Source organism: Paenibacillus sp. ISL-20 (genome assembly GCF_018613005.1).
In the GTDB taxonomy this organism is placed as follows: Bacteria; Bacillota; Bacilli; order Paenibacillales; family Paenibacillaceae; genus Paenibacillus_AQ.
This window is the reverse complement of the sequence record NZ_JAGGRD010000022.1, coordinates 1-13286: the sequence shown is the minus strand read 5'-3', so window position 1 is coordinate 13286 and position 13286 is coordinate 1. Positions and strand designations below refer to the sequence as shown.

The 13286-nt window shown below is 54.7% G+C and carries 8 protein-coding genes; all 8 read left to right on the top strand.

Annotated features, from left to right (window positions below):
• Positions 1-185: 185 nt before the first annotated feature.
• On the top strand, positions 186-2546 hold the full coding sequence (locus J7E85_RS13185) for a DUF7408 domain-containing protein (RefSeq protein ID WP_215158474.1): 2361 nt from the start codon (positions 186-188) through the stop codon (positions 2544-2546).
• On the top strand, positions 2543-3472 hold the full coding sequence (locus tag J7E85_RS13180; protein ID WP_076324640.1) for an ABC transporter ATP-binding protein: 930 nt from the start codon (positions 2543-2545) through the stop codon (positions 3470-3472). Before J7E85_RS13185 ends, J7E85_RS13180 begins: the two co-directional genes overlap by 4 nt.
• On the top strand, positions 3469-4416 hold the full coding sequence (locus J7E85_RS13175) for an ABC transporter permease (protein ID WP_215158473.1): 948 nt from the start codon (positions 3469-3471) through the stop codon (positions 4414-4416). Before J7E85_RS13180 ends, J7E85_RS13175 begins: the two co-directional genes overlap by 4 nt.
• 36 nt (positions 4417-4452) lie before the next feature.
• A complete protein-coding gene (locus tag J7E85_RS13170; protein WP_215158472.1) occupies positions 4453-6114 on the top strand; it encodes a phage tail tape measure protein in 1662 nt (553 codons plus the stop codon).
• Between the two features lie 268 nt (positions 6115-6382).
• Positions 6383-7372, top strand: a complete 990-nt coding sequence (locus tag J7E85_RS13165; protein WP_215158471.1) for an AAA family ATPase — start codon at positions 6383-6385, stop codon at positions 7370-7372.
• Positions 7369-8316 (top strand): DUF58 domain-containing protein, encoded by a 948-nt coding sequence (locus J7E85_RS13160; RefSeq protein WP_215158470.1) that lies wholly within the window; start codon positions 7369-7371, stop codon positions 8314-8316. Before J7E85_RS13165 ends, J7E85_RS13160 begins: the two co-directional genes overlap by 4 nt.
• A gap of 256 nt (positions 8317-8572) precedes the next feature.
• Entirely contained in the window at positions 8573-10576 is a 2004-nt protein-coding gene (locus J7E85_RS13155; RefSeq protein WP_215158469.1) for a vWA domain-containing protein, read from the top strand.
• The coding region (locus J7E85_RS13150; protein WP_215158467.1) for a VWA domain-containing protein at positions 10560-13286 on the top strand (2727 nt) is incomplete at its 3' end. The genes J7E85_RS13155 and J7E85_RS13150, both read left to right, overlap by 17 nt.

The window sequence follows — 13286 nt, the reverse complement described above, 5'->3', positions numbered from 1 at the left end:
AATTCCCCTGGAATGCTGAAAATACAGTCCAATATATCTCTTTGTGGAAGGAAACGTCAAACTTTTCATGAATTCGACTCGTCAATATAGTTGAACTTGTGAAGAGAACCTTTACATACGTCTTCGGAACATATGTGTCATTTTTCATGTGAAAGTAATTTATATGTGGAGAGGGGAATCATCAGTTGTCGTTTTATACAAAAAAAACGTGGATGTTGCTGCCGATGGTGGCGCTGCTGATTGTTGCCACGTTATCCTTGTCGATTCCGGCCGGAAACGTCTACGCCGACGGAGCGAAGATTGGCATTCAATCCGAAATGGGTTATCAAGGCAAGATTAAACATGATAAATGGAATCCGCTCAAACTGACCTTAACCAGTGACCGGGATATATCCGGTGACGTGGTCGTGCAGATTCAGAACTACAATGGCTTCGGATATCAAACTTCCTACGTCCAGCAGGTGGACCTGCCGAAGGATACGCCGAAGGAAGTCGTGATCGGCATTCCAGGGGCCATGCTGAATAAAGATAATAACCAGATCCTCTTCTATGAAGGATCTTATACCAAAGGGAAGCAGATTCCGTTTGCCACAGGTAAAAACTACATGCAGGCTTCTCCTTATCAAGGCGCACTTATTGCCGTGTTATCGGATGATCCGGATACGATGAATTTCATGAATGTCCTTAACGGCAAGGGCAACAGCGTGAACGTGTTTCCGCTTAAGAACGCCAGCGTTCCGTCGGATGGAATGCTGCTAAACGGATTGGACGTCATTGTTATCAACAATTTTGCTTCCGATACGCTGTCAGAGCCTCAGCGCAAGGCGATTACAGATTGGGTAAATGGCGGCGGCACCCTGATTCTGGCCGGAGGCGCGGGATATACCAAAACAGCGGCGCCGTTTGCCGACATAACGCCGGTCGTTGCGAATGGCACCACCACCGTTAACTCGCTGGCGGAGCTGGAGAAGCTTGGCGGGAAACCGCTGAAACTGGATGGGGCATTTACCATTTCTACAGCGAAAGCGGTGGAAGGCGCCCAAATCGGGATTGAAGCGGATGGACAACCTTTGTTTGCTTCGAAGACCTATGGCCAAGGAAGTGTTCAATATGCGGCCTATGATCTGGCTATGGAACCGGTGAGCTCGTGGGCAGGCCATCCGGATGCTTGGGCGTCGATACTGCGCAATAACCTTCCCATGATGAGTGCGCAGAATGGCATGTACTACAATTCGCTGATGGACAATTTGAATTACGTTCTGGAGTATTTTCCATCACTGAAGATGCCTTCCTTCACGCTGCTGTTGTGGATGCTCATTATTTATGCGGTGGTCGTTGCGCCGCTGCTCTACTACATCTTGAAAAAGGCGGACAAACGGGAATGGGCTTGGTTCTTGATCCCGATCATTGCCGTCATCGCGAGCGGTTCCGTTTACGTGGCCGGTTCATCGGACAAGACGCGGGAACTCGCACATACTATCAACTTGATTGAACTAAACGGTCAGGGGGATGCGGTTAAATCGACAGCTTCCGCATTTTTCACGCCTCGAAGCGGGAACTATGCCTTGGAATTTCCGGAGAATACGTATTTGAGAACGGCGCAGTCCCGAAACACGTTTGGGGGAATGGGCGAGAATAAGAATTTTGTCCGAGTGGAGCAGGCCTCCACGACGCTGGAGCTTCGCGACATGTCCCAATGGTCATTAGCCAAGGTATGGGTGGACCATCAGGGGACTGAGGAGATGGGACGTCTGGGCATGGATTTGAAGCTGGATGCCAAAGGAGAATTAAACGGTAAGGTTACCAATGACACGATTAACGATTTGACCGAGGTTGCATTGGTTATTGGAGGCAAAGCCTATAAGCTGGGAGATATCAAGAAGGGAGAGGCGGCTGCCGTTCCTCAGGACCCGAAACAAATCATCAAGTTTACGGGCGGTGACTTGTCTGGGATGCTGTACCCGTATTCGCAGAATGATCCGAAACAGCGTGAGCGCGATATTTTGTCCCAATACGGATATTCCAACAGAATGGTCAACAGGGATGCTTACATTCTGGGCTGGAGCAAGGACCATTTGACGAATTATACGCTGAAAGGCGCCGAGGTGGACAGTGATCAGCTCAATTTCTGGATACAGCCCGTGGAGATGGATTGGGGACTAAACGGGGAGATCAACATTCCTTACGGCTTCCTGTCTCCTGAAATATCGCAGGTGAATGCGCCGATGTTCGGGGTTTCCCCTCATGGGGTCGAGATGGGACAGGGCAGCTTGACCGCCGAATTCCCGTTAATATCGGAAGGCAACGTGAAGTATTCGGAATTGTCCTTGAAAGGCACCAAATTCAACAACAACGTTACGATGGAGATCTGGAACTCGAAGAAGAGTGAATGGGAGCCTGTTACCGACGTGAACAATGTGCATACCATTACCAAAAATCCGGAGCAGTATATCGTAGGGAATCGGATCCGCTTCATGATCACCGCCAAGGATCAGACCAACTTTATGATGCCGGAGCTGTCTGTGAAGGGGGAGACCACTCCATGATCGAGATTAGAAACCTGAGTAAAAAATACGGAACGTTCCATGCGTTGAAGGACATCAGTCTTCATATCGAAAAAGGGACGGTATTTGGATTTGTCGGCCCGAACGGAGCAGGCAAATCCACGACGATGTCCATATTGGCCACCCTGATGCTACCAACCTCGGGTGTTGCCAAGGTCGGCGGCTTTGACGTGACCCAGCATCCCAAAGAGGTCCGCAAGCGGATCGGCTACATGCCCGATTTCTTTGGCGTGTATGACCAGCTGAAATCTACCGAATATTTGCATTTTTACGGGGCAAGTTACGGCATCCCGCGCGCTGAGCGGGAGCAGCTCATTCCGCAGCTCCTGGAGCTCGTCAACCTGAGTGACAAAGCGGATACGTACGTCGACAGTCTCTCGCGCGGCATGAAGCAGCGTTTATGCCTTGCCCGGTGTCTGGTGCATGATCCGGATGTATTGATTCTGGATGAGCCGGCTTCGGGGCTGGATCCACGGGCGCGGATCGAGATGCGTGAAATCTTGAAGGAATTGAAGCTTATGGGCAAGACGATCATCATTTCGTCGCATATTTTGCCAGAGCTGGCGGAGATGGTGGATGAAATCGGCGTAATCGAGCACGGCGAGATGGTTGCCCAAGGTAAGGTGGCCGATATTCAGAGCCGTCTCCGCGTGAAAAAAGTCATCCATATCCGCACGCTCGAGCGTGAAGAGGAACTGGCCGAGAAGCTGCGGGACGAACCCTTTGTCTCGTCGGTATTAACGGATAACACCGGTGTCCATGTTCATTACGGCGGGGATGATGCGCAGCAAAGCGCTCTGCTGCGGCAGGTGGTCTCCTGGGAAATTCCGATTGTCTCGTTTCAGGAAGCACAGAGCAATCTGGAGGATGTATTCCTCGAAATTACCAAAGGGGGACCCCGCGAATGAATTGGAGCAGAAAGCTAATTAATCCGGTCATTGACAAGGAATTTCGGCTGCGGATGCGTTCTACGCGTTCTATGCTGTCGGTGTTATTTTATGTGTTGGCGCTCGGAGCTGTTGCGATGGGCTTCATTTACCTCTTCTTATATTTGGGACAGCGGGGACCTCAGCGATTCGATCCGCAGATGAGCCAAATGATGTTCTATGTGCTGAGTTTTGCGCAGCTTGTCCTCATCGCGTTCATGGCACCTGCTCTTACCGCCGGCGTCATCAGCAGCGAGCGGGAGAAGCAAACGCTGAGCATGCTGCTGACGACGCAGCAGAGCTCGGCCACGATTGTGCTGAGCAAGCTGGTGTCGGCACTCAGCTTTATGACACTGATCGTGCTGGCCACCCTGCCGGTATACAGCATTGTTTTCCTGTATGGGGGAATTTCCCCAAAACAGCTTATATCCGTTTTTGTTTTTTATTTATTCGTGATGCTGCTGCTCGGTTCGCTTGGCGTGATGTTCTCGACTTTATTCAAAAGAACCATCGTCGCGATTATTATCACCTACGGTGCGGGACTCATTATCTTCCTTATAACAGGACTGCTGTATTTGTTCTTCATGGGGATTGAGCAGCAGAATATGTATCAAAGCGGGCAGGCGCCTGCGCCGGGCAGCTATTCCTGGGTCGGATACTTGCTGGGTTTGAATCCGGCTGGGGCGATGATGAGTTTGTTTAACCCGTCCTTCTCAAAAGACGTATTCCTGCTGCACGGCGGAAGTTTGAACAGCAAGGCCCCCATTGAATTGTGGCTGGAATTCTTCATTGTGTATTCGGTTGTGATTGTTCTTGCCCTGTGGGTTGCCATCCGGAAAATACGTCCAATCGCAAGGCGAAAACGTAAGAATAAGGATGAGGCACAGCTCCCGCAAGTATCGGAAATGACGCGGGATGAAGCGTAACTTGAAAGTATAAGAGTACGATAAGGAGGAAGAGCAATGGACAACATCGTGCGTTTTATCGAAGCTGCGAGACGGCGGCTGCAGCGATTTCGCGTCATAACGTATGTTTTATACGGACTGATGGCAGGATTTGCCGCGCTGCTGCTGCTCCTGGTGCTGGGGAGATTCATACCCATTGCCTGGCTTCCCGTTGCATCCGTGGCCGTTCCTGTCGGAGCCGGCTTCGTAGGTTTGTTATGGGGATGGCTGCACCGGGTTCCGATCGAAGAGGCCGCTTCTGCGATGGATCATGTTCCGGACGGAGCGGAGCGAAGCGACATGATGGTCACGGCACTATCGTTCAAAGAACAGGAATCGCAGGCCGCTAAATGGCAGCGTGAGCAGGCGGAACGCTATGGCGCGCGTTTTGCGGAGCAATTGCCGGAGCGTCTTCCTTACCCTAATCGTAAAAGACATCTTTTGATCTGTGGCGCTTCGCTGGCTGCCGTGCTCATCCTTGTTTTTGTTCCGAACCCGATGGATAAGAAAGTGGAAGCGGCAAAAGAGGCGCAGAGCTGGATGAAGGAGCAGGCAGCCAAAACCGAAAAGCTTGCGGAGGAGCTCCAGAAAGAAACGATTGATCCTGCCGACAGGAAGAAGCTGCAGGAGAAGCTGGATGCTTTGAAAAAAGCGTTGGACCGTGAGAAACATCCCGAGCAAGCGCTGGAGAAGCTGGAAGAAGCGATGAAAGAGCTTGAAAAAATGGCGAAACAGCAGGAGGAAAAAGCGAAGGCATTGTCTGAGCTGGCCCAAAAAATGCAGCAGCAGAAGGCGTTGTCCCAGGTGGGGAAAAAGCTTGCCGAAGGCATGGCCGATGAGCTCAAGCAGGAAATGAAGAAACTCACCGAGCAGGTGAAAAAGATGTCCCAAGAAGAGAAGAACGAGCTGTCCGATGCTTTGAAAAAGTTGGCTGAGGAAGCTGCCAAGCAGCTGGAGGACGGGAAGCTGGAGCAAGAGCTCAAGAAAGCAGCCGACTCGCTGAAGGAAGGCAAGCTGCCGAAGGAGCTGGAAGAAGCGCTCCAGCAGCTGGCCGAGGAGCTGGCTAAAGCGGCGCAAGCCAAAGCCGCGTCGGACAGTCAGTCGCAATCCGCCGCTTCGCTGGCGTCCTCCCTTGCTTCGCAAGGACTAAGCTTGGCCGATCAGATGACGGCTGCAGGGATGTCGGTATCCGATGCCTGGAGTAACGGAGGCAGTGCCGAGGCGTTGGCGCAGGCCGGATCCGGGGCAGGCTCGGGAGAAGAAGGCGAAGGCTCGGAGGGAAGCTCCGGGGAAGGCGGCTCCGGGGCCGGTGAAGGTCAAGGCGCTGGCAGTGGGTCCGGTTCGGGGAGTGGCTCCGGCTCAGGTGGCAGCGGAGGATCGGGAAGCGGGACCGGCAGCGGAGCCGGCTTTGGCTCCGGCGGTCGCGAGCTTGTGACGATCCCTCGGGATTACAAGGGCAGCGGCAATGTGCAGAACGATTCCGGCGAGATCAAGGGCAGTGGCGGTGATATTCAGAAGGGCGGCGTTTCGCCGACCGTTCCGGGCATGTCCAGGCCTTATGAGGAAGTGTACCGCGATTATGAGACCGAAGCGCGTAAAACATTAGATCGCAATCCGCTGCCTGACCAGATGCAAGGGTTGGTTGAGGAATATTTCATACAAATCAATCCGAATCCGTGAGGGATGGAAGAGCCAATAACGGAAGCTATAAAGATTGGACTAAAGAAAAGAAGAACTTCAACGGAGAAGGCGGAATTATTCTGGAGAAACGAAGAGGTCGCCTTTGCTCCCGGATTTCAACCGAGATATAGATGAATAGGAGAAATCTGGGGGCAACAGCGATCGGAAGAATAATCCGTATTCGTAGTGATGCTCAGGCTAAGAATCTTTAGTTCACCTTATATAGAATGAGTACTTGAACTTTACCAAGAAGATGGAGGTTTCGTCCATGTCGGATATTGCAGTGAGACCACAGGAATGGATGGAGAAAATATCAGGTCTGCGGGAACATATCGGCAAGGTGATTGTCGGGCAGCAGGATGTTGTGGAGCAGATGCTCTGGTGTATCTTTGCAGGAGGGCACGCCCTCCTGGAGGGGATTCCGGGTCTCGGTAAAACGATGCTCGTCCGCACGGTGTCGGAAGCGTTGGAATTGTCCTTTTCCCGCATTCAGTTCACGCCGGATTTGATGCCGAGCGATATAACGGGCACCAACATCTTGTCGTTCGGACATCATGGGGACACCGGGATGACCTTTCAAAAGGGTCCGCTGTTCAGCAGCATCGTGCTGGCTGATGAGATTAACCGGGCCACGCCCAAAACCCAGAGTGCCTTGCTGGAGGCCATGCAGGAGAAGACCGTTACGGTGGGTGGGGTAACCCATCAGCTGCCAAAACCGTTCTTTGTTCTGGCGACGCAAAATCCGCTGGAAAACGAGGGGACGTATCCATTGCCGGAGGCGCAGCTTGACCGCTTTCTGCTGAAGATCGAAGTGTCGTATCCGAGTGCGGATGAATTAAAGGAAATCGTGAGGCGGACGACGTCCTCCCACGAATTCCAGGTGGAACGGCAAATGACCGGAGACGAGCTGCTGGAAATCCAGCGCGGAGCCCGGGAAGTGCTGGTTGCCGAGGAGATTTTGGACTATGCGGTTCGTCTGCTTATGATGACGCATCCGGAAGAGGCAGCAGCCCCGGAGGCGGTACGAAAATACGTCCAGTTCGGTTCCGGACCGCGGGGCATCCAGTCCATCATATCCGTGAGCAAGGTCCGTGCATTGTGCAGCGGGCGGATGCATGTATCGACGGGGGATATTCGAGCCGTGGCTTTATCTGCGCTGCGTCACCGTTTGTTCTTGAATTTCGAGGGGCAGGCGCTCGGCATTACGACAGACCATGTCATTCAGGAGGTTCTGCAAGCGCTGGAGGCATCTGCGTGAGCGGGGGCGGGCACCTGCTTCCTCCGGAATGGCTTCCGCGCCTGGAGCGATTGAGTCTTGATGCCAAGCGACGGGTTGCCGGAACGCTGCAGGGAAAGAGACGATCCCGTCGGCTCGGATCGTCCCTCGAGTTCGCCGATTACCGAGTGTATACTCCCGGGGATGATGTCCGCAGGTTTGACTGGGGCGTCTATTCTCGTACGGGAAAAGCATTCGTGCGTCAATTCATGGACGAGCAGGAGCTGACGGTCAGCCTATTCGTGGATTGCTCGGCATCGATGGGGGCCGTTATGTCATCGTCATCCGAACTATCCGCTGCGGATCCGGCAGGAACGAAGGGAAGCACGAAATGGCTGCTCGCACGTCAACTCGCCGCAAGCATCGGCTACATGGCATTGTCCTCCTACGACAGGCTGCAGGTCGCCTGTTACAGCCGTTCGATTAATGCTCGTCTTCCGATCATGAGAGGAAAGGGCTCGGCCCATCGCCTGTTTTCGTTCCTGCAAGGGGCAGAAACGGGAGGTGAGGGAAGTTTGGGCGCCGCGCTTGCGGTTCCTGGCGCACTCCCTCGGCAGCCGGGGATGACCTGGGTGTTCTCGGATTTTTGGCTTACGGGCGGCGAGGAGGAATTGTTCAGGGGGCTATCCCTTTTGTCCAGTACCGGACAGGAAGTGGTGCTGGTGCATGTTTTGTCAAGGGAAGAACTAGAGCCTAAATTGACCGGCGATTTGCGATTGGTCGACAGCGAAACGATGAGCGGCAAGGAAGTGGCGTTGACGGGTAAAGTACTCGATGCTTACAAAGAGGAGCTGGAGCGGTATCGGAAGATGCTGTCCCGCGTGTGCGCGGAGCGGGGAATGTCTTACGTGCTCATTCCGGCGGACATGCCGCTTACGGACGCGATGTTCGGGGTGCTGGCAGGAGCAGGTCTGGTCACTGGATAGAGCAAGCCTCATACAGGACGCAGTGTTCCAAGCATCTGCCGGACTTCATACGCTTTGGGAAGCTTGTAGACAGGGTAACACCGGTAAATATATACACTATGAAATGCAGGCTTCACGAGCACCTGTCTGTGATCTTTAGAACAAATAAGAAGAGAACTCATTCAAATAGGAAAAGATGGACGAGCCTTCATCCGATGCTTTGAGAAAACATCCAAGTCGTGTTAGTCAGGGGCCACGGGAGTGAGGAGGGGACACGTTGGGGATTCAATCTTGGCTGAGTCTATGGTTCGGTTTAACGCTGCCGGCCATCGTGCTTATGTATATGTTCAAACGAAAATATGTGGATACAACCGTTCCCAGCCACTTGCTGTGGGAGAGGGTGCTTCGGAACCTGGAGGCGAATAGGCCGTGGCAGAAGCTGCAGAATCGGCTCCTGCTGTGGCTCCAGCTGTTTGCTGCTGCGCTGATGGTTTTCGCACTGATGCAGCCCTTTATGCAGGTGTCTGGCGGAGGCAGCGCCCATGTGGTCATCGTTGCCGATACCTCGGGCAGCATGAGCGCGCAGATTCAGCCTTCGGCAGAAGGCGAAGCCGCATCCAGGCTGCAAATGATGCAGCAACGAATTAAGGAGTACGTAAAGGACCAAGGGAGACGGAGCGAGATTACCCTCCTGTCTGTGGGAGCAAGTCCCACGACGCTGGTCTCCCATGAAAGCGACCGCGCCGCCATCGATAAGGCCGTGGATGGGTTGCGGCCTTATTACGGCCAGGCATCCTACAGGGAAACCTTATCGCTCGCTTCCGCTCTGACACGGGAAGAGCGTGATGCAGAGGTCGTTATTTTTACGGACAGCTTCTGGAAGCAGGATACAGCTCCCATAACGTTTCAGGTTCCGGTATCCGTAGAGAAGGTACAGGGGGAACCCCCTCTTAACGTTTCCATCGACCAATTTGGTATTTCACCTAAGGGTGAAACAGGTTCATCCTATGGGGCGGTCGCTGTCCTCAGCACGAATGCCAAGGAAGCGATGTCGGCCGAAGTGAATCTTTACGGGGATGAACAGCTGCTGGCCAGCAAGGTGTTGAATCTTACGCCGGGGAAGAAATTAACGGAATCCTTTGCCGATCTCCCGTTTGCGGAGGTGTATCGGCTTGAGTTATCCGAGAATGACGGGTATGCGGCAGACAATTATTCCTTTGCATTCGGTTTGGGTCACGGTTCCTCGCGCGTACTTCTGCTGACTTCGGGCAATTTGTTTCTGGAGAAGGCACTGCAGCTAAGCGGAGCCGAAGTCACCCGGGTTGCCTGGGACGGCTCCGAAGACAAGAAGGATGGGAATCCAGTCACGGATCAAAATACGGACAAGGGCAGCGCAGCATTGGATGTACCGCCCGTACCCGATGGCGAATTTGATCTGCTCGTCGTAGACGGGAGTATGCCAGAAGGGTTCAAGCAAGGGAAGTGGGCGGAGCTGACCGCCAAAACGGCGCTCTGGACAATCGGCGGAGAAGGCACCAAAGTCGGAAGCAAAGGAGGACGCGCCGTGCTTGCGAAGCATCCGGTGACCGCCTATGTAACCTTATCGGGCGTCTATTTCGGTACGCTGGTGGATCAGGCCCCTGCTTGGGGGGAACCTGTAGTCAAGCTGGGAGATCAACCTATCGTCTATGCGGGAAGCGAAAACGGGCGACCGCGGTTGTCGTTTAATTTCCTGCTTCAGGATAGCGATCTTCCGTTATCGCCGGAATTCCCGGTCATGGTCAGCAATGCACTGGAGTGGATGACCTCGGGCAAGGGAAGCGGTCTTGGCCGATATATGGCGGGCGCGCAGGCGGATATACCGATTGCGGCGGATACGGTAGCAGCAAAATGGGTACCCAAGAGCGGTCTTGCTCTTGCTGACGGCCTTCCTGCTGCGGAAGCCCTCCGGAACGAGCAAGGGATATCGCCGGTACAGCTCGTGCCGGAATATCCGGGGCTGTACGCTTTTGAACAGCAGAATGAAGCGGGCGAGAAGCTTAAGTTTTGGCTGGCCGTAACGGCAGACCCGTACGAGGCAGATTGGAGCAACGATCAGGGCCCTGTCGTGAGTCAAACGTCACCGAACTCGGATGATACGGCAGCTGGTGAACGTGCCGGGACGTCTGGGCACAGTGAGACGGCAAGCGATGCCGGTTCGTTAATGCCGTGGCTGGCGGCCTTGGCACTTGCTGTGATCGCAGCGGAATGGGGGGTGTACCAGCGTGGGCGTTCAATTTAGCCAACCATGGTTGTTGCTGCTGTTGATCCCGGCAGGAGTCTTTCTCTATTACGCACACAAATCGGATTTTCGGCTCAGCGGCTTTCGCAAGAAATTGGCCTTATTCTTTAGAACCTGCGTCATTCTGTTATTGATTCTTATGATTTCGGGTCTGCACGGTTATACGGTCTTGCGGGATAAACAGGTCGTGTACCTGGCGGACCGTTCCGGCAGTATGGGGGATTCGGCCCGGATCTCGAACTGGATTAATGATTCCCTTGCGGCAAAAGGCGAGAAGGATGGCACCGCTGTTGTTTCTACAGGTCTTGAGGGCGCTGTGGAACGGCGATTATCCTCTACGGAGAATGCAGGAGCCTCTTTAAATGCGCTGCTGGAGCAGCAGTTTACGGGGCTGGAGTCCGGTCTTCAGCTCGCAGGGAGCCTGTTCGAGGGCAACAGCGATTCCAGAATCGTGTTGATCTCGGACGGGGAGGAGAATGTAGGCAGCATGGCAGCGGCGGGAAGGCTGCTGAAGGATCGGGGCATTGCGGTTGATGTGCTTCCGACTCCGAAGCAGGCTATCCGTGACGTTGCGGTGGAGGAACTGAAGGTACCGGATAAGCTGTATCAAGCGGAGTCTTTCTATGTGGAGGTTATGATCCGCAGCACGTTTAAGACCTCCGGTGAATTGCGCATTTACGAGGACAACCGTGAGATCGGCCGGGAACGCGTCGACGTAACCCCGGGCGAGAACCGGTATGCCGTAAAAGGCCTGGCTAAGAGCCCGGGACTTCACCGCTACCGTGCCGAAATTTTCATGGACGGGGATGAGGCATCCGCCAATAATGCGGCGTTCGATTTTACCCGGGTGGAAGGCCCGCCGAACGTACTGATCGTTGAAGGAACCCCGGGAACGTCGGGTAATATCACGGCAGCCCTCAAGTCCGGAATGATTGGCACCGAAGTGATTCCGCCGGAGCTGCTTCCGCTGGAAGCTGCCAAGTATGCCGTGTACGACAGCATCATCTTTAATAACGTCTCGGGCAGTGACGTCGGCGGCAAGCAGATGGAGCTGATCGAGCAGGCGGTCCGAAGCTTCGGCATCGGGTTTATGATGGCGGGCGGCGAGGACAGCTTTGGGATGGGCGGATATTTTAAAACCCCAATTGAAAAAGCACTGCCGGTCTCGATGGAGCTGGAAGGCAAACGGGAGATTCCATCGCTTGGTCTCATCCTCGTCATTGACCGTTCGGGGAGCATGGATGGAAATAAGATCGAATTGGCCAAAGAATCGGCGATGCGCACGGTGGAGCTCCTGAGAGCCAAGGATACGGTCGGTGTCGTCGCCTTTGACGATCAGCCGTGGTGGGTTGTTCCGCCGCAGAAGCTCGGGGACAAGGAAGAGGTACTTAGCAGCATCCAGTCGATTCCGAGCGCCGGAGGGACCAACATCTATCCTGCCGTTTCCTCGGCGCTTGAGGAAATGCTGAAGATTAACGCCCAGCGCAGACATATCATTCTGATGACCGACGGACAATCCGCCATGAATTCCGGTTATCAGGATCTGACCGACACGATGGTGGAGAACAAAATCACGATGTCTTCTGTGGCGGTTGGGATGGACGCGGACACCAACCTTCTTCAATCCTTGGCGGATGCGGCCAAAGGCCGTTATTACTTCGTTGAGGATGAAACGACGCTGCCGGCGGTATTCAGCCGGGAGGCCGTGATGCTGGCCAAATCCTATATCGTGGATAAACCCTTTATCCCGGCCGTTCAGAATGCGGGCGATTGGGCGAGTCTATTCCAGCAGGGCGTACCGGGGCTATATGGTTATGTAGCAACAACGCCGAAGTCTTCCGCCCAGACGGTTCTGTCCAGTCCGGAGCCGGACCCGATCCTGTCGCGCTGGCAATACGGATCCGGGCGAACGGTGGCATGGACGAGCGATTTAAGCGGAAAGTGGTCCAAGGAATGGGTATCGTGGTCCAGCTTCGCCAACACGTTGACGGAAATTGTGAAGTGGACGTTCCCGCAGTTTACGTCGTCGCCCTATGAAGTGACTACCGAAACGGCCGGCAACCAAGTCAAGCTCCAGGTTATGGCTGAGGGCGAGAATCCGCCGGAGAAGCTGAATGCGGTGATCGGGGATGATGAAGCCGGCGAGCAGACGGTGGAGCTTATCCAGGAAGCTCCCGGCCGTTATACCGGACTCGTCAAGGTTACTAAGCCGGGAGCATTTCTCATGTCTCTTGAGGATGCCAGTGGGGAAGAAGCACTGCAGGCGGCGCCAGGCACCGGTTTTGTGGTTCCGTATTCGCCGGAATACCGGTTGTCCTCTGGCAGTGGAGAGGAAGCCATAAAACGGCTGGCCGAGGCGACCGGAGGCCGCGTGTTATCCTGGGACAACCCGGCCGAAGTGTTTGACCGGCAGGCGACCTCGCGGATGAATCTCCATGATTGGAGTTATCCGCTGCTGGCGGCGGCCCTGCTGTTGTGGGTCGCCGACATTGCCGTGCGGCGCCTGGCTCTGCCATGGGGCGCCATCGGCGCAAGGCTGGCCGCCCTGCTCCGCAGGCGTCCGGCACCTGCCGGCGAGGCCACGCGTGACGCCGGCCTCGAGCGGCTGGCGGCACGCAAAGCCCGCGCCGCCGAATTCTACGGCGGCAGCTCCGCGAAGCCGCCGCCGCAGGCCCCGCCCGCGCGCGAGCGCAGCGGCGCGGGCCATGGC

Coding starts and splice junctions, on each gene's coding strand:
- J7E85_RS13180 (WP_076324640.1), top strand. CDS start 2,543: ATGATCGAGATTAGAAACCTGAGTAAAAAATACGGAACGTTCCATGCG.
- J7E85_RS13175 (WP_215158473.1), top strand. CDS start 3,469: ATGAATTGGAGCAGAAAGCTAATTAATCCGGTCATTGACAAGGAATTT.
- J7E85_RS13170 (WP_215158472.1), top strand. CDS start 4,453: ATGGACAACATCGTGCGTTTTATCGAAGCTGCGAGACGGCGGCTGCAG.
- J7E85_RS13165 (WP_215158471.1), top strand. CDS start 6,383: ATGTCGGATATTGCAGTGAGACCACAGGAATGGATGGAGAAAATATCA.